The 17,656-nt window shown below is 66.5% G+C and carries 16 protein-coding genes; 10 read left to right on the forward strand and 6 right to left on the reverse strand.

Annotated features, from left to right (window positions below; all coding sequences use genetic code 11):
- Positions 1–2,031, reverse strand: a complete 2,031-nt coding sequence (locus A7X97_RS08165) for a M3 family metallopeptidase (RefSeq protein WP_072167211.1) — start codon at positions 2,029–2,031, stop codon at positions 1–3.
- Positions 2,032–2,196: 165 nt separating this feature from the next.
- Here A7X97_RS08165 and A7X97_RS08170 point away from each other — a divergent pair, with 165 nt between their 5' ends.
- On the forward strand, positions 2,197–2,601 hold the full coding sequence (locus A7X97_RS08170; RefSeq protein WP_005419475.1) for a hypothetical protein: 405 nt from the start codon (positions 2,197–2,199) through the stop codon (positions 2,599–2,601).
- Between the two features lie 47 nt (positions 2,602–2,648).
- Here A7X97_RS08170 and A7X97_RS08175 read toward each other — a convergent pair whose 3' ends face one another.
- Positions 2,649–3,761: a PLP-dependent cysteine synthase family protein gene (locus tag A7X97_RS08175; protein ID WP_111007813.1), complete on the reverse strand. Its 1,113-nt coding sequence runs from the start codon at positions 3,759–3,761 to the stop codon at positions 2,649–2,651.
- 125 nt (positions 3,762–3,886) lie between these two features.
- Between A7X97_RS08175 and gloA the strand changes: the two genes are divergently transcribed.
- Together gloA and A7X97_RS08185 are read left to right on the forward strand one after the other, a co-directional pair.
- Positions 3,887–4,405 (forward strand): lactoylglutathione lyase, encoded by a 519-nt coding sequence (gene gloA / locus A7X97_RS08180; RefSeq protein ID WP_033834977.1) that lies wholly within the window; start codon positions 3,887–3,889, stop codon positions 4,403–4,405.
- A gap of 95 nt (positions 4,406–4,500) precedes the next feature.
- Positions 4,501–4,929 (forward strand): VOC family protein, encoded by a 429-nt coding sequence (locus A7X97_RS08185; RefSeq protein ID WP_019660719.1) that lies wholly within the window; start codon positions 4,501–4,503, stop codon positions 4,927–4,929.
- Between the two features lie 67 nt (positions 4,930–4,996).
- Here A7X97_RS08185 and A7X97_RS08190 read toward each other — a convergent pair whose 3' ends face one another.
- Positions 4,997–5,428, reverse strand: a complete 432-nt coding sequence (locus A7X97_RS08190; RefSeq protein ID WP_005411115.1) for a CBS domain-containing protein — start codon at positions 5,426–5,428, stop codon at positions 4,997–4,999.
- 447 nt (positions 5,429–5,875) lie between these two features.
- Positions 5,876–7,714: a glutamine--fructose-6-phosphate transaminase (isomerizing) gene (gene glmS / locus A7X97_RS08195; protein ID WP_111007814.1), complete on the reverse strand. Its 1,839-nt coding sequence runs from the start codon at positions 7,712–7,714 to the stop codon at positions 5,876–5,878.
- A 203-nt stretch (positions 7,715–7,917) separates the two neighbouring features.
- On the opposite strand from glmS, the gene A7X97_RS08200 reads away from it, so the two are divergent.
- The 7 genes from A7X97_RS08200 to A7X97_RS08230 all read left to right on the forward strand — a co-directional run bounded on the left by A7X97_RS08200 (position 7,918) and on the right by A7X97_RS08230 (position 15,700).
- Positions 7,918–9,195: an efflux RND transporter periplasmic adaptor subunit gene (locus A7X97_RS08200; protein ID WP_072167215.1), complete on the forward strand. Its 1,278-nt coding sequence runs from the start codon at positions 7,918–7,920 to the stop codon at positions 9,193–9,195.
- 28 nt (positions 9,196–9,223) lie between these two features.
- Positions 9,224–9,946, forward strand: coding sequence for an ABC transporter ATP-binding protein (locus A7X97_RS08205; RefSeq protein WP_005419487.1), 723 nt, complete (start codon positions 9,224–9,226; stop codon positions 9,944–9,946).
- Positions 9,947–9,956: 10 nt separating this feature from the next.
- The gene (locus A7X97_RS08210; protein ID WP_072167216.1) at positions 9,957–11,255 is read left to right on the forward strand and encodes an ABC transporter permease; all 1,299 of its coding nucleotides are present in this window, start codon (positions 9,957–9,959) and stop codon (positions 11,253–11,255) included.
- Positions 11,256–11,275: 20 nt separating this feature from the next.
- Positions 11,276–12,493: an ABC transporter permease gene (locus tag A7X97_RS08215; protein ID WP_072167217.1), complete on the forward strand. Its 1,218-nt coding sequence runs from the start codon at positions 11,276–11,278 to the stop codon at positions 12,491–12,493.
- Between the two features lie 16 nt (positions 12,494–12,509).
- Positions 12,510–12,881 carry a PDZ domain-containing protein gene (locus tag A7X97_RS08220; protein WP_172412113.1) on the forward strand — a complete coding sequence of 124 codons (372 nt, stop codon included), beginning with the start codon at positions 12,510–12,512 and terminating at the stop codon, positions 12,879–12,881.
- 123 nt (positions 12,882–13,004) lie between these two features.
- Positions 13,005–14,351: a sigma-54-dependent transcriptional regulator gene (locus tag A7X97_RS08225; protein WP_049411106.1), complete on the forward strand. Its 1,347-nt coding sequence runs from the start codon at positions 13,005–13,007 to the stop codon at positions 14,349–14,351.
- Entirely contained in the window at positions 14,348–15,700 is a 1,353-nt protein-coding gene (locus A7X97_RS08230) for a sensor histidine kinase (RefSeq protein ID WP_005419497.1), read from the forward strand. The genes A7X97_RS08225 and A7X97_RS08230 overlap by 4 nt, the downstream gene beginning before the upstream one ends.
- Before the next feature lie 56 nt (positions 15,701–15,756).
- Here the strand turns inward: A7X97_RS08230 and A7X97_RS08235 are convergent, their stop codons facing one another.
- Together A7X97_RS08235 and glmU are read right to left on the reverse strand one after the other, a co-directional pair.
- Positions 15,757–16,290, reverse strand: a complete 534-nt coding sequence (locus A7X97_RS08235; RefSeq protein WP_088496543.1) for a GNAT family N-acetyltransferase — start codon at positions 16,288–16,290, stop codon at positions 15,757–15,759.
- Positions 16,259–17,626 (reverse strand): bifunctional UDP-N-acetylglucosamine diphosphorylase/glucosamine-1-phosphate N-acetyltransferase GlmU, encoded by a 1,368-nt coding sequence (gene glmU, locus A7X97_RS08240; protein ID WP_072167221.1) that lies wholly within the window; start codon positions 17,624–17,626, stop codon positions 16,259–16,261. Before glmU ends, A7X97_RS08235 begins: the two co-directional genes overlap by 32 nt.
- Positions 17,627–17,656: the final 30 nt, after the last annotated feature.

Here is a 17,656-nt window from a genome sequence, read left to right on the forward strand (position 1 = left end):
TTACGCCATGCCCGAGTGGCGCAGCAGCGCATCGATCTGCGGAGCACGGCCGCGGAAGGCCTTGAAGTTGTCCGCCGCCGGGCGGCTGCCACCGCGCGACAGGATCTCATCACGGAAGCGTGCGCCGGTTTCAGCCAGTGCCTGCGGCGCTTCCTCGAAGGCGGCATAGGCGTCGGCGCTGAGTACCTCGGCCCACTTGTAGCTGTAGTAACCCGCGGCGTAACCGCCCGCAAAGATGTGGCTGAACTGGTGCGGGAAGCGGTTCCAGGCCGGCGGGTGGTTCACCGCCACTTCCGCGCGCACGCGGTCGAGCAGCGCCAGCACGCTGTCCTGCGCTGGTTCGAACTGGCTGTGCAGCAGCATGTCGAACAGGCCGAACTCCAGCTGGCGGACGGTGGCCATGCCGCTGTGGAAGTTGCGCGCGGCCAGCATGCGCTCGTACAGCGCGCGCGGCAGCGGCTCGCCACTGTCCACATGCGCGGTCATCGCCTGCAGGTGGTCCCATTCCCAGCAGAAGTTCTCCATGAACTGGCTGGGCAGCTCCACCGCATCCCATTCCACGCCGTTGATGCCAGCCACGCCCAGTTCGCTGATGCGGGTCAGCAGCTGGTGCAGGCCGTGGCCCATCTCATGGAACAGCGTGGTCACTTCGTTGTGGCTGAAGGTGGCCGGCTTGCCGTTGGCACCGCGGCCGAAGTTGCACACCAGGTAGACCAGCGGCGTCTGCACGCTGCCGTCGGTGCGCACGCGACGGTTGCGGCAATCATCCATCCACGCCCCGCCGCGCTTGCCCTCGCGGGCGTACAGGTCCAGGTAGAACTGGCCAACCAGCGCGCCCTGCGCATCGACCAACCGGAAGAAGCGCACATCCTCGTGCCACACCGGCGCGCTGTCCTCCTGCACGCGCAGGCCGTACAGCTGCTCGATCACTGAGAACAGGCCACCCAGTACCTTCGGCTCGGTGAAATACTGCTTCACCTCCTGCTCGGAATAGCTGTAACGCGCCTGCTTCAGGCGGTCGGCGGCGAAGGCCAGGTCCCAGGCCTGCAGGCTGTCGATGCCGAGCTGTTCGCGCGCGAACTGCTCCAGCTCGGCGCGGTCCCTGGCAGCGAACGGCTTGGCACGCGCGGCCAGGTCACGCAGGAAACCGAGCACTTCGGCCGGGTCCTGCGCCATCTTGGTCGCCACCGAGTAATGGCCGTACGAATCGAAGCCGAGCAACGCAGCCAGTTCGGCGCGCAGGGCAAGGATGCGGTCGATGTTGCCGCTGTTGTCCAGTGCGTCATCGCCGAATTCGGACGCACGCTGGGCGCTGGCGCGGTACAGGATCTCGCGCAGGTCGCGGTCCTCGCCCCAGGTCTGCACCGGCAGGTAGCACGGCATCTGCAGGGTCAGTTTCCAGCCGGCCTTGCCGTCCTTCTGTGCTGCGGCATGCGCGGCGGCCTTCACGTCTTCCGGCAGGCCCTTCAGCCGCGCTTCGTCTTCGATGAACAGCGACCAGGCATCGGTAGCGTCGAGCACGTTCTGCGAGAACTTCGCCGACAGCGCCGACAGTTCTTCCTTGATCGCAGCAAAACGCTGCTGCGCCTCGGGCGCCAGCTCGGCGCCGCCCAGGCGGAAGTCGCGCAGGGTGTTGTCCAGCACCTTGCGCTGGGCTTCATCGAAATGCGCCGCCTCCGGGCTGGCGGCCAGCGCCTGGTACTGGCGGTAAAGCGCCAGGTTCTGCCCCAGCGCACTGGCGAAGCGGGTCACCCGCGGCAGGTTGCTGTTGTAGGCCTCGCGCAGCTCCGGGGTGTTGACCACGCCCTGCAGGTGGCCGACCAGGCCCCAGGCGCGCCACAGGCGCTCGGTGGCATCGTCCAGCGGGGTCACGAAGGTCTGCCAGGTGACCGGCTGCACCTGCTCGGCTGCGCTGACGGCGGCTGCGGCCTCGGCCAGCAGCACATCCAGCGCCGGCGCCACGTGCTCGGGGCGGATCGCCTCGAAGCGCGGCAGGCCGGAAAAATCGAGCAGGGGGTTGGCAACGGTCACGGCAGGTCTCCAGGGTACGGGCCCGGCAGGCGGGCAGCCCGGTAGATATGGCGCTGCCAGGCATCGCTGACAAGGGGGCACGGCATTCACATCGGCCTTACGCATGCCCCCCGAAGCTCTGGGTGCGGGGGAGTCCGCAGCGGCACGTACCGAACGAGGCCCAACATGGAAGGTCTGGCTGCAGTTGCATCCGCCTCACCGGCGCGGTCGCTGGCACTGTCTGCCAGCGCGGCCGAACTGGCCTGGATCGCCGCGCTGTGCGATGCCGGCGACGACGCCCCGCGCCACCTGCAGCAGTTGCAGGCGGTGCTGCAGCAGGGCGGCACGTTCAATGAAAGCCAGGAGTGGTACCCGTTCGAAGTGGTCGAGCGCGGCGCCAGCCAGCTGCAGCTGGGCCATGAGCGCGAGTTCGTGATCTGCGTGCTGCTGTGGTTGCAGGCATTGGCCCAGGGCCGCGCCAGCATCCTGGATCCCACCCTGCACCTGGATGACCGTGCGATGGACATCGAGGCGTTGCCTGATGCGCTTCGCGACGCGGTGCTAGACGCCTTCACCGCAGCGGGGTACTGAGACACCGTCGCGGACGCCAGCATGGCCCGGCGCGAGCTTCGTCCGTGCTACAGCGCTTCCAGGCTGCACCATGGCAGCTCGGGCAAGCCCTGCCCGGCCACCGCAGCGGCCAGCTGTGCATCGGCGCCATCGACATCGATGCCCTGGCGCGAGTACCACGCCGGGTCGTAATAGCTCTGCGCATAGCGCTCGCCGCTGTCGCACAGGATGCTGACGATGCTGCCCTGGTGGCCCGCCTCGCGCATCCATTGCGCGGCCTGCAGCACGCCGATGAAGTTGGTGCCGGTCGAGCCACCGACACGGCGGCCGAGCTGGCGGCTGACATGGCGCATCGCGGCCAGGCTCAGTGCGTCGGGTACCTTGACCATCGCATCGACGCTGGTCGGGATGAAGCTCGGTTCCACCCGTGGCCGGCCGATGCCTTCCACGCGCGAACCACCACTGCAGGTCAGGTCGCGCCAGTCCTGTTCACCGGCCACGGCGGCCCGGTAACCGTCGAAGAACACCGACACTTCCGGGTCCGCGCACAGGATGCGGGTGTCGTGGCGGCGGTAGCTGACATAGCGGCCCAGGGTGGCGGCGGTACCGCCGGTGCCGGGGCTGCACACGATCCATTCCGGAACCGGGCTGGGCTCTTCGGCCATCTGCTTGAAGATGGACTCGGCGATGTTGTTGTTGGCACGCCAGTCGGTCGCGCGCTCAGCGTAGGTGAACTGGTCCATGAAGTGGCCACCGGTTTCACGGGCCAGCTTTTCCGAATCACAGTTGAGGTCGCAGGCGCGTTCGACAAGATGGCAGCGGCCGCCTTGGAACTCGATCGCGGCGATCTTTTCAGGCGAGGTGGTGGCCGGGATCACTGCAATGAACGGCAGGCCGAGCAGGCGCGCGAAATAGGCTTCGGACACCGCCGTCGAGCCGCTGGACGCCTCGATCACCGGTCGCCCTTCGCGCAGCCAGCCATTGGCCAGCGCATACAGGAACAGCGAGCGCGCCAGCCGGTGCTTGAGGCTGCCGGTGGGATGGCTCGACTCATCCTTCAGGTACACATCGATGCCATCGAACCCGGGCAGCGCCAGCGGGATCAGGTGGGTATCGGCGGAGCGGTTGAAATCGGCTTCAATCTTGCGGATGGCGGCGGCCACCCATTCACGCTGCGACATGGCGGGCAATCGTTGTCAGGACGGAACGGTGCGATCCGGCCATTGTACGTCGCGGTACCGTCAGGTGCTGGCCGGTAGAATGCCCCCATCCGGCCGGCAACGGCCCTGTCTGAAGGACCTCCCCCATGACCATTCCCGCCCTGCGCGATGTCCCCGGCGTCGCCGCCCAGGCCCCGGCCGAAACCACCGGCTTCGTGTTCAACCACACCATGCTGCGGGTGAAGGACATCACCGCCTCGCTGGACTTCTACACCCGCGTGCTCGGCTACCAGCTGATCGACAAGCGCGACTTTCCCGAAGCCCAGTTCAGCCTGTACTTCCTGGCCTACGTCCCAGCTGGCGTGGCGGTTCCGGAAGATGACAGCCAGCGCCGCCTGTGGATGGCCGGCCTGCCGGGCGTGCTGGAACTGACCCACAACCACGGCACCGAGAGCCAGGACGGCGCGGTCTACCACGACGGCAACAGCGACCCGCGCGGCTTCGGCCACATCTGCGTGTCGGTGCCGGACATCGAGGCGGCCTGCCAGCGCTTCGAGGACCTCGGGGTAACCTTCCAGAAGCGCCTGACCGACGGCCGCATGAAGAACCTGGCCTTCATCAAGGACCCGGACGGCTACTGGGTCGAGATCATCGCCAACGTCTGACCCCGAAAAGGGGACGGAGGGGATTAAGCCGTTTCTGGCACTATTGTGCTGGAAGCGACTTAATCCCCTCCGTCCCCTTTTTCTGTGAGGTTCGTATGGAAACGATGGAACTGCACCGTGGCCGCCTGATCGACCACATCCAGCTGGTGGTGCGTGACCTGGCCGCCAGCCGCCGCTTCTACCAGGCAGTGTTCGATACGATCGGCATCCCACTGGGCGGCGAAGGGCCAGACTTCTTCTGGGCCGACGAGCTGTTCATTTCCAGCGCCAGCAGCCGTGCCGCCGCCGGCCAGTTGACCGGCCGCCACCATCTCGCCTTCCAGGCCCGCGACAGCGCAACTGTTGATGCCTTCCACACTGCCGCGATCGCCGCCGGCGGTACCGACAATGGCGCGCCAGGCGAACGCCCCTACCACCCGGGCTACTACGGCGCCTTCGTGCTCGACCCCGATGGCAACAACATCGAAGTGGTCTATCACGGGCCGGCGAACTACAGCGCCGATTCGGTGAAGGTCACTTTCTGATATCACCGGCGCGGTGAATGAAGAAGCCGGGCAATGCCCGGCTTCTCTGCTTCCAGCGCTGCGGCCCTCAGTGGGCGGCCATGTAGATGTCCTGCAGCACGGCCTTTTCCAGTTCCAGCTCGCCCAGCAGGTTCTTCACGATATCGCCCAGGCTGAGGATGCCGACCAGGCGGGTGCCTTCGGTGACCATCAGGTGACGGCGCCGCGAGTACGTCATCAACGACATGGCCTGTTTCAGCGTGGCTTCCGGCGCAATGCCCTCCAGACCGGTGGACGGCAGGCTGGAAATCACCCGGCGGCCGGCCTGCGGGCCGTCGTCGGCCAGGGTGCGCACGATGTCCTTCTCGGAAATGATGCCGACCGGGGCATCGTCCTTCATCACCACCAGCGCAGCGATCCTGTTCGCGCTCATCTTGTGGGCGGCGGCACCGATCGTGTCTTCGGCATCGATGGTGATGACAGCTTCTTTCTTGGATTGCAGGAGTTCGCGGACGTTCATTCTTGTTTCCTGGTGCAGGTCACTGAAGTCAAAAAAGTGTGCTCTTCCGATACGCCCCCTCCCCGGGAACAGACCTTTCAGCGCACGTCTGGCGCACCCGTCTGCCGCTTGGAATCACTCGGCAGACGATGTGCTGCAACGCGAACGAGGCGGGTTCAATCGCTCAACCCTAACCTCGGCCAGATCGATTCTACGACTGCGACCCTCGGTCACTACCGGCATCGATAGGACAGTTCGTCGTGGGAACCAACTGACGATCCAGAGAATGGCACCGCGGCTGAAACCGCCGCTGAATACAGGCGGCTTCGCGCATTAAAGAATGATTGCCTGCTGCCGACGACGGACAGAACGCCCGGCAGCTGTCCCACTTCGCACTGCGTCCGGCACAAACGAAAGGGGCCTCGCAGGCCCCTTTCGCATGCAGCATCCCACAACTCCGGGAATGCCTTACTCCACCGTCACGCTCTTGGCCAGGTTGCGCGGCTTGTCCACGTCGGTGCCGCGTGCCAGCGCGGTGTGGTAGGCCAGCAGCTGCACCGGGATGGTGTGCACGATCGGGCTGAGCACGCCGGCATGGCGCGGCGTGCGGATCACATGTACGCCTTCGGACTCATTGAAGTTGCTGTCCTGGTCGGCGAACACGAACAGCTCGCCACCACGCGCACGCACTTCCTGCATGTTCGACTTCACCTTCTCCAGCAGGCTGTCGTTCGGCGCGATCACCACCACCGGCATGTCCTCGTCCACCAGCGCCAGCGGACCATGCTTCAGCTCACCGGCCGGGTAGGCCTCGGCGTGGATGTAGGAGATTTCCTTGAGCTTGAGCGCGCCTTCCAGCGCGATCGGGTAATGCAGGCCGCGGCCCAGGAACAATGCGCTGCTCTTGCGCGCGAAACGCTCGGCCCAGGCGGCGATCTGTGGCTCCATGTTCAGGGCGTGCTGCACGCTGCCCGGCAGGAAGCGCAGCTGCTCCAGGTAGTCCGCTTCCTGCGCCGCGTCGATGCGGCCATGCAGCTTGCCCAGCACCACGGTCAGCTGGAACAGTGCGGCCAGCTGGGTGGTGAAGGCCTTGGTCGAGGCCACGCCGATCTCGGCGCCGGCGCGGGTGTAGCAGACCAGTTCGCTGGCGCGCGGGATCGCACTTTCCGGCACGTTGCAGATCGACAGCGTGTGCTGGTGGCCCAACGATTTGGCGTACTTCAGCGCTTCCATCGTATCCAGCGTTTCGCCGGACTGCGAGATGGTCACGATCAGATGCTTGGGGTTCGCGTAGGCAGCGCGATAGCGGTACTCGCTGGCGATCTCCACGCTGCACGGCAGGCCGGCGATGGCTTCGATCCAGTAGCGCGCGGTCAGGCCGGCGTAGTAGCTGGTTCCGCAGGCAATGATCTGCACGCCTTCGATGCCCGACAGCACCGCTTCGGCGTTCTTGCCGAACAGCCCGGCCGGGAAACCACCGGCATCGATCGCCGCCTCGATGGTGTCGCCCAGCGCGCGCGGCTGCTCGTGGATTTCCTTCTGCATGAAGTGGCGGTACGGGCCCAGCTCCAGCGATGCCAGCGATACGTCGGACAGATGCACGTCGCGCTCGACCGGCTGGTCGTGCTCGTCGAAGACGCGCACGCCATCGCGGCGGATCTCGGCGGTGTCGCCCTCTTCCAGGAAGATCACCTTGCGGGTGGCCGAGATCACCGCCGAGACATCCGAAGCGACGAAGTTCTCGCCCTCGCCCAGGCCGACCAGCAGCGGGCAGCCCATGCGCGCGCAGACGAAGCGCTCCGGCTCGGCGCGGCTGACCACGGCCAGCGCATAGGCACCGGTCAGTTCCTTCACCGTGTGCTGCAGTGCCACCAGCAGATCGTCGCCATCCTTCAGATGATGATGGATCAGGTGCGCGATGACTTCGGTATCGGTCTGCGATTCAAACGTGTAGCCCAGCGCGCGCAGCTTCTCGCGCTGCTCTTCGTGGTTCTCGATGATGCCGTTGTGCACCAGGGCCACACCGTGGCTGATGTGCGGATGTGCATTGGCCTCGGTGACACCGCCGTGGGTGGCCCAGCGGGTGTGGCCGATGCCCAGCACCGCATTGAAGCCCTCGGCCTCGGCCGCCGTAGCCATTTCCGACACTCGACCGGTACGACGGACACGACGGACTTCGGGGCGCTCGGCCTGGTCGATCACCGCGATGCCCGAGGAATCGTAGCCACGGTATTCAAGGCGCTTCAGACCCTCGATCAGTACCGGTACTACGTCGCGATCGGCGATTGCACCCACGATTCCACACATGTCACGCGTTTCCTTGAAGACGATTGCCGCATTCTAGCCTGCGTGTCCGGCTTCCCCCTCCTGTCCGCTTAATGAAAGTGTCCGGAAAGGTGTCCGCGGACACCCGGACACTTCCCCGAAAACCCCAACCCCTTGACCTGAAAGGAAATAAAGTTGGCACGCTACGTGCTTGGTATTGGCTACCACCGTCAGGCACGCACCCGATGATCCGCGACACTTCCGCACAGGACCAGATCGTTTCCTCCGCCCCGGCCGGCACCACCCGCGCAAGCTGGCATCGCTACCGCTGGCCGGCGCTGGGCGCCATCGCGCTGCTCGCCGGCATCGGCTGGGCGGTCCATGCCTGGTCCAATGCCAGCCGCTCCTTCGACAGCAGCCGCGTGCGCATCGCCGAGGTGAAGCGGGGCGACCTGGTCCGTGACATCGCTGCCGACGGCCGCGTGATCGCCGCCAACAGCCCGATCCTGTACGCGATCTCGGCCGGTACCGTGGACCTGAAGGTCGTCGCCGGTGACGTGGTCAAGAAGGGCCAGGAGCTGGCGATCATCGACAGCCCGGAACTGCGCAGCAAGCTGGCCCAGGAACAGGCAACGCTGGCCGGCCTGGAAGCCGAGGCCAGCCGCGCCGCGCTGGACGCGACCCTGGCCCGTGCCAAGTCACGCAAGGAAACCGACCAGGCCACCATCGAACGTCAGGCCGCCGACCGCGACCTGCAGCGCTACCAGCGCGGCTACGACGGCGGCGCGGTACCGCAGATCGACCTGGCCAAGGCCAAGGATTCGCTGAAGAAAGCCGACATCGCCCTGGCCAATGCCACCACCGATGCGCGCCTGCAGAGCCAGGGCGCCGACCTGGATGCCCGCAACAAGCGCCTGCTGGCCGACCGCCAGAAAGCGGTGGTGGCCGAAGTGCAGCGCCAGGTCGATGCGCTGACCCTGCGCGCGCCGTTCGATGGCCAGGTCGGCCAGGTGCAGGCCGTGCAGTCCACCAACCTGGCCGCCAACGCGCCGGTGCTGGGCGTTGTCGATCTGTCCAAGTTCGAGGTCGAGATCAAGGTGCCGGAAAGCTTCGCCCGCGACCTGGCGATCGGCATGCCGGCGCAGCTGACCGGCGGCAACGGCCAACCGTTCCCGGGCGAGATCAGCGCGGTGTCGCCGGAAGTGGTCAACGGCGAGGTCAACGCCCGCGTGCGCTTTGCCAGCGCGCAGCCGGAAGGCCTGCGCCAGAGCCAGCGGATGTCGGTGCGCGTGCTGCTCGATACCCGCAAGAACGTGCTGAAGGTCGAGCGCGGCCCGTTCGTCGAACAGGGCAACGGCATGGCCTACGTGATGGATGGCCGCACCGCCGTGCGCCGCCCGGTGGAACTGGGCGTCAGCAGCCTGGGCGAAGTGGAAATCAAGTCGGGTGTGCAGCCGGGCGACCGCATCGTGGTCTCCGGCAGCGACCTGTTCAAGGACGCCGAACGCGTCTCCGTCAACTGATACCTGAATCCTGGAGAGAGGACACCCCATGTACATGCTCGAAATGCGTTCGGTCGCCAAGGTCTTCCGTACCGAACAGGTGGAGACCCACGCGTTGCGCTCACTGGAACTGCAGGTCAAGGAAGGCGAGTTCGTCGCCGTCACCGGCCCGTCCGGTTCCGGCAAGACCACTTTCCTCAACATTGCCGGCCTGCTGGAAACCTTCACCAGCGGTACCTACATGCTGGACGGGCAGGATGTGAGCACGCTGGGCGACGACGCCCGCAGCCGCCTGCGCAACCAGAAGATCGGCTTCATCTTCCAGGGCTTCAACCTGATCCCCGACCTGAACCTGTTCGACAACGTCGACGTGCCGCTGCGCTATCGGAAGATGAGCGCCAACGAGCGCCGAGAGCGCATCGAGAAGGCGCTGACCCAGGTCGGCCTCGGTTCGCGCATGAAGCACTACCCGAACGAGCTGTCCGGCGGCCAGCAGCAGCGCGCGGCCATCGCACGCGCCCTGGCCGGCAGCCCGCGCCTGCTGCTGGCCGACGAACCGACCGGCAACCTGGACACGCAGATGGCGCGCGGCGTGATGGAACTGCTGGAGGAGATCAATGCCGCCGGCACCACCATCGTGATGGTCACCCACGACCCGGAACTGGCCGCGCGTGCGCAGCGCAACGTGCATATCGTCGACGGCCAGGTCACCGACCTTGTGCGCGAGCCGGTACTGGCCACGCCACGCCATATCGTCGCCGTCAACGAGTGAGGGCATTCCCATGTTCGCCTACTACGCCCGATTGGCGGTACGCAGTTTCCGCCGCAACAAGGTCCTGACTGCGCTGATGGTGGTGGCCATCGCCCTTGGCATCGGTGCCTCGATGACCACCCTGACCGTGTTCCACGTGCTGTCCGGCGACCCGATCCCCGGCAAGAGTGACCGGCTGTTCTATGTGCAGCTCGATGCCGCGACCGGCGCCTATGTCGCGGGCGAGGAGCCGGAAACCCAGTTGACCCGCTTCGACGGGGAAGCCCTGCTGCGCGAAGCCAGGGGCGAGCGCCAGGCGCTGATGAGCGGCGGTGGCGGCACCATCGAACCGGACAACAGCACCCTCAAGCCCTTCAGCATCGACACCCGCTGGACCTCGGCCGATTTCTTCCCGATGTTCGAGGTGCCCATGCAGTACGGCCGCCCGTGGACGCGCGAGGACGACGAAGGCCGAGCACGCGTGGTGGTCATCTCCAAGGCGCTCAACGACAAGCTTTACCAGGGCGCCAACAGCGTAGGCCGCGACCTGCGCATGGAAGGCCAGAGCTACCGCATCGTCGGCGTGATGAAGGAGTGGAGCCCGGAGCCGCACTTCTACGACCTGACCACCGGCAGCTACGGCAAGAACGAGGACCTGCTGCTGCCGATTTCCACGTCCTTCGACCTGAAACTGGGCAGCAACGGCAACATGAACTGCTTCGGCGAAAATCCCGACGGCAACAGCTACTCGCTCAATGCGCCGTGCGCGTGGCTGCAGTACTGGGTGGAGATGGACCCGGCCAAGGCCGCCGACTACCGCCGCTACCTGGAGAACTATTCGAGCCAGCAGCGCCAGGCCGGCCGCTTCAAGCACCCGCCGAACGTGCGCCTGCGCACCGTGATGGAATGGCTGGACTTCAACGGCGCGGTGCCCAGCGACGTGCGCCTGCAGCTGTGGCTGGCACTGGGATTCCTGGGGGTCTGCCTGGTCAACACGGTGGGCCTGCTGCTGGCCAAGTTCCTGCGCCGCAGTGGTGAGATCGGCGTGCGCCGCGCACTCGGTGCCAGCCGCGGCCAGATCTTCCTGCAGTGCCTGGTGGAAGCCGGCGCAGTCGGCGTGGTCGGGGGCGTGCTGGGCATCGGCCTGGCCCTGCTGGGCCTGTTCGCGGTGCGCCAGCAACCGGTGGAGTACGCAAAGCTGGCCCACCTGGACGGCAACATGCTGCTGCTCGCGCTGGGCTTGACCCTGTTCGCCAGCCTTGCCGCCGGTTTCCTGCCTGCCTGGCGCGCCATGCAGGTCACTCCGGCCATCCAGCTCAAGTCGCAGTAAGCACCCGAACGAGGACTCCCATGGACATCCGCCCCATCCTCAGCACGCTGCGCCGGCACAAGACTGCCGCTGCCCTGATCGTGCTGGAAGTCGCACTGACCTGCGCCATCGTCTGCAACGCGCTGTTCCTGGTCAGCCAGCGCGTGGAGAAGATCAGCATGCCCAGCGGCATCGCCGAGAACGAACTGGTGATGCTCCGCGTCAGCGGCATCGGCAAGCAGACCGATGCCATGGCCCGCACCCGTGAGGACCTGGCGTCATTGCGTGCGCTTCCCGGCGTCAGCAACGTCACCATCATCAACCAGGTGCCTTTCCGCAACGGCTCGTCCAGCAGCAGCATCTCGCGCGAGGTCGACCAGGAACGGCCGACCACCAACGCTTCGATGTACACCCTCTCGGAGAACGGGTTGGCCACGTTGGGCATCAACTTGATCGCCGGCCGTGACTTCCTGCCCGGCGAGTACCAGAACTTCGAAGACGTCAGCAAGGGCGGCGCCAAGGAAAAGGCCATCCCGGTGATCTTCACCCAGTCCACTGCCGCCAAGATGGAACCCAACGGCAGCGCGCTGGGCAAGACCTACTACATGGGCAAGCAGCCGCTGCACGTGGTCGGCATCGTCGACACGCTCAGCACGCCCAATGGCTGGAATGACAACTGGACCAACTCGATGCTGCTGCCGGTGCGGCGCACCTTCGACGACGGTGGCACCTACATGCTGCGCACCTCGCCGGAACGCCGCCAGGAAGTGCTCGACGCCGGTGCAGTCGCGCTGGAGCGCAACGACCCCAACCGGCTGATGCGCGACAAGCTGACCTATGAAGACCAGCGCAAGGACTTCTTCAAGAACGACCGCGCGATGGTTGGCCTGCTGATCACCGTCAGCATCTCGCTGCTGGTGGTCACCGCATTGGGCATCATCGGCCTGGCCAGCTTCTGGGTGCAGCAGCGCAGCAAGCAGATCGGCATCCGCCGCGCGCTCGGTGCCACCCGCGGGCAGATCCTGCGCTACTTCCAGACCGAGAACTTCCTGCTGGCCTCGCTGGGGATCGTGCTGGGCATGCTGGCGGCCTACGCGATCAATCTGGCACTGATGAACCTGTACGAGCTGCCACGCATGCCCCTGTACTACCTGCCGCTGGGCGCGCTGCTGCTGTGGGTGCTGGGCCAGGTCGCGGTGTTCGGGCCGGCCAGGCGCGCAGCAGCGGTCCCGCCCGCAGTTGCAACGCGGGGCGCGTGAGATGCGTGCCTGCCGGATGCTGTTGATGGCACTGCTGCCACTGCCGGCGCTGGCCGGCGGTGGCAGCTCGCAGACGCTGGAATGGCGCCAGGATGATGCCCGCCTGGCGCTCCGCTCGACCGAGGGCCAGGTACGGGTGGAAGCCGCGCGTCCGGAAGCCCGCTTCGGCGTGCGCAGCGGCGACCGCATCCTGCGCCTGGACGATACGGCTGTGCGGCGGATCGAGCATCTTGCCGATGCACTGCGGCATTCCAGTGCCCCGACTGCGTACCTGTTGCTGCGCCGCGACAAACGCGAGCTCACCGTGCCGGTGGACGCCGCCTCGTGGCGGCTGGCGCTGGTCGCTCCGCCACCGCCGGCACCACCGCCTCCACCAGCGCGGCGCTGAAACCAGCCCGCCCTCGTCGCCACGGCTTTGGCTATGCTTGATGGGTGGCGCCGGGCTCTCCCGGCGTATGGATACGAACACGGCTCCATCGGCGCCGCCCATCCCTTTCTGCAGAACTGCTTGATGCCTTCGATCCTGATCATCGACGACAACGCCAGCGTGGGCACCGCGCTGGACGTGCTGTTCTCCCTGCATGACATCGACACCCTGCAGGCGCAGAGCCCGGCCGAAGGGCTGGCCCTGCTCGAGTCGCAGCCGGTCGACCTGGTGATCCAGGACATGAATTTCAGCGAGGACACCACCTCCGGCGAAGAAGGCGAAGACCTGTTCGCACAGATCCGCGCGCGCCACCCGGACCTGCCGGTGATCCTGCTCACCGCCTGGACCCACCTGAGCAGTGCGGTGGACCTGGTCAAGGCCGGTGCCGCCGACTACCTGGCCAAGCCCTGGGACGACCGCAAGCTGCTGACCACGGTCAACAACCTGCTCGAGCTGTCCGAGGCGCGGCGCGAGCTGGACCGCCGCCGCAGCCGTGAGCTGCGCCAGCGCAATGCGCTGGAAGAAAAGTACGAGCTGTGTGGTGCGGTCTTCGCCGATCCGGCCAGCGAGCGCATCATCGCGCTGGCCTGCCAGGTCGCGCGCTCCGAACTGCCGGTGCTGATCACCGGCCCCAATGGTGCCGGCAAGGAGAAGATCGCGCAGATCATCCAGGCCAACTCGCTGGTGGCCAAGGGCCCGTTCATCACAGTCAACTGCGGCGCCCTGCCCTCGGAACTGATCGAGGCCGAACTGTTCGGTGCCGAGGCCGGCGCATATACCGGCGCCAACAAGGCACGCGAGGGCAAGTTCGAAGCCGCCGACGGCGGAACGCTGTTCCTGGACGAGATCGGCAACCTGTCGCTGGGCGGCCAGATGAAGCTCCTGCGTGTGCTGGAAACAGGGCGCTTCGAGCGTCTTGGCTCCAATCGCGAGCGCCAGGTCAAAGTCCGTGTGGTCAGCGCGACCAATGCCGACCTGCCGGCGATGATCCGCGACGGCACCTTCCGCGAAGACCTGTACTACCGCCTCAACACGGTGGAACTGGTACTGCCACCATTGGCCGAGCGCCCGGGCGACATCGTGCCCCTGGCCGAGCGCTTCCTGACCGCCGGCAAGCCACTTTCCAGCGCCGCCACCGCGGCCTTGCAACGGCACCCCTGGCCCGGCAACGTGCGCGAACTGCGCAACGTGATCCAGCGGGCCGAGCTGCTGGCGACCGGCAACCGCATCGAAGTGGCCGACCTGAACCTGCCGCGTGCCGCACCTGCGCCGCGACCGGCACCCAGTGCCGGCAATGATCCCGACCGTGCGCGCATCGAGGATGTGCTGGCGCGCAACCACGGCGTCATCGCCCAGGCCGCCGCCGAACTCGGCCTGAGCCGCCAGGCACTGTACCGGCGCATGGACCGGCACGGCATCCCACGCGAATGAAACGGCGCTCGTTCACCTTCCGCCTGTTCCTGCGCCTGCTGCCGGTGCTGGCGCTGGCCGCCGCGTTGCCGTGGCTGCTGGCCTACTGGATGGACCATGGCTGGGTGGTGACCACGGTGTCGGCGCTGATCCTGCTGTCGCTGATGTGGTGGACCCTGCGCCGTGCCACCGCGCCGGTACGTTCATTGATGCGCGCCTTGGCCGGCACCACCAGCAGCTACCGCGACGGTGAGTACAACTTCGGTGTGTACTGGCCGGGCAACGACGAACTGGGTGACCTGGTGCAGGCGCACCGCGAACTGGGCGACGTGCTGCGCGAGCAGCGGCAGGGCCTGGTGCAGCGCGAACTGCTGCTGGACACCATGGTACAGAACACCCCGGTGGCGATGCTGCTGATTGCTTCCGGCGGCGATGGCATCGCCCGCGTGGTGTTCTCCAACCTGGCCGCGCGCAAGCTGCTGCATGGCGGCTGGAAGCTGGAAGGCCAGCGCCTGGAAGAGGTGCTGGAACAGGTGCCGGTGGAGCTGCGCGATGCCATCGCCCGTGGCGGCGACAGCCTGTTTGCGGTGCATGCGGAAGGCGAAGACGGCGATGAGGACGACGAACAGGTCTATCACCTTTCACGCCGATCTTTCCAGCTCAACGGCCGCCCGCACGACCTGCTGCTGGTACGCCTGCTCACCGCCGAACTGCGCCGCCAGGAAGTGCAGACGTGGAAGAAGGTGATCCGGGTGATCAGCCACGAGCTCAACAACTCACTGGCACCGATCGCCTCGCTGGCCCACTCCGGTGGCGTGCTGGTGCAGCGCGAGCGCTTCGATCGGCTGCCGGAGATCTTCACCACCATCGAAGACCGCGCGCGCCACCTGGAAGGATTCATCCGTGGCTATGCGCGCTTCGCCAAGCTGCCGCAACCGCAACTGCAGACCGTGCACTGGGCGCCCTTCCTGTCCAGCCTGCGCCAGCAGATTCCGTTCAGCATGGAACGTGAACCGGACGAGGAACTGAGCAGCCGGATCGACATCGCGCAGTTCGGGCAGGCGCTGTTGAACCTGCTGAAGAACGCGCATGAAGCCTGTGCCGAAGCCGATCCGCCCAATGATGACGTGCAGGTGCAGCTGACGCGGTTGCCGCAATGGCTGCGCCTGGATGTGCTGGACCGTGGCAAGGGCATGAACGAGCAGGTGCTTCAGAACGCGCTGATGCCGTTCTATTCGACCAAGCGCAACGGTACCGGGTTGGGACTGGCACTGACCCGCGAGATCGTGGAGGCGCACGGTGGGCGGGTGTCGCTGCAGAACCGCGGTGATGGCGGGCTGTGCGTGTCGATCCTGTTGCCGGTGGGGTGAGCGGGCCAATCGGGTAGATCCACGCCATGCGTGGATGTGCCGACCAGGGTCGGCACCTACCAGACCCGCCGCATCGCCACCCGCAGGTGCATCGGAAACCCGAGCGCAGCCTCTTCGGCCATGACGGCGCGCAGGCCATCGTTCCACTCCGCCTCCGGCACTTCAACGAATCCTTCGCTGGCATAGAAGGCTGCATTCCACGGTACATCGCTCAACGTGGTCAGCACCGCTGCAGCAAAGCCGGTGGCCCTGGCCTGCGCCAAGGCATGCCGCAGCAATGCACGGCCATGGCCACGACGCGCGCGCGCTGGATCCACATCCATCTGCAGGACATGGAACTCGCCTGCCAGGTCGCCGGCCAGCAGGTAGCCGGCAATGCCGCCGCCGGCGCCATCCACCACCCAGAGCTGTCCACGCTCACGGCCTTCCTGCAGCGTCGGCAGGTCCAGGCCGTGGCCGGCAAACACCGGATAGGCCTCGTGGCCCCTCAGCAGTTCACCGGCACGCTGTTCGATCGTCGGCAGCACACCCAGCTCATCGGTGCGCGGCACCCGTGGCTCAGGACTTCTTGACCGGGCGCTTCCAGCCATCGATGGTTTCCTGTCGTGCACGTGCCAGCGTCAGCTTGCCGTCCGGCGCGGTGCGGGTGATGACCGACCCGGCAGCGATGGTCGCGCCCTCGCCGATGGTGATCGGCGCCACCAGCGAGGTGTTGGAGCCGATGAAGGCGTTGTCGCCGATGGTGGTGGTCGACTTGTTCACGCCATCGTAGTTGCAGGTGATGGTGCCGGCACCGATGTTCACCCTGCTGCCGATCACCGCGTCACCCAGGTAGGTGAGATGGTTCGCCTTGCTGCCGACGCCGAGGGTGACCTTCTTGGTTTCGACGAAGTTGCCGACGTGTACGCCATCGGCCAGCACGGTACCCGGCCGCAAGCGTGCGAACGGGCCGATCTGCGCGGCACCTTCGGTGACCACGCCTTCCAGGTCGCAATGCGCGCGCACTTCGGTGCCGGGCCCCAGGTTGACGTCCTTCAGCCGGTTGAACGGGCCTACGGTAACGCCGTCACCGAGCACGACGTTGCCTTCAAGAACAACGTCGACATCGATCAGCACATCGCTGCCCACGGTGACGGTGCCACGGATATCCAGGCGTGCCGGATCGCGCACGCGCGCGCCCTGAGCGCACAGAGCACGCACCGCACGGCGCTGCCAGGCGCGTTCCAGCTGCGACAGCTGCCACGGATCATTCGCGCCCTCAGCCTCCTGTGCATCGGCGACCAGGGCCATCTCGGCCGGGGTGTACTCATGCGCGGCGAACGCGAACACATCGGTAAGGTAGTACTCGCCCTGCGCATTGCTGTTGGACAGCTGCGACAACCAGCGGCGCAGCGCGGTCGACTCTGCGGCGATGATGCCGGTGTTGATCGTGCGCACGCGCAGCTGGTCGTCGGTGGCGTCCTTCTGCTCGACGATGGAGCCCACCTTGCCCTCTGCATCGCGCAGCACGCGGCCGTACCCGCTCGGGTCATCGACATCGGCCACCAGCACTGCCAGCCGGCCCGGCTGCGCGAGCAGGTCGCGCAGGGTCTGCGCGCGGATCAGCGGCACATCGCCGTACAACACCAGCACCTGCGCAGCGTCGGGAACCTGCGGCATTGCCTGCGCCACTGCGTGGCCGGTACCGAGCTGCTGGGCCTGTTCGGCCCACTGCAGGTCGGGCTGGCCGGCGAAGTACCGACGCACCGCCTCGCCACCATGGCCGTAAACCACGTGGATGGCCGCCGGCTGCAGCTCGCGGGCCGCATCGATCACGTGCGCCAGCATCGGCTGGCCGGCGATCGGCTGCAGCACCTTTGGCAGCACCGACTTCATGCGCTTGCCGGCGCCGGCGGCGAGGATGATGACGTGCAGGGCTTGGGTCATGGGAGCAGCAGTCCGTAGTTCGTTGCCGGT

Source organism: Stenotrophomonas sepilia, assembly GCF_003244875.1.
GTDB classification, from domain to species: Bacteria; Pseudomonadota; Gammaproteobacteria; order Xanthomonadales; family Xanthomonadaceae; genus Stenotrophomonas; species Stenotrophomonas sepilia.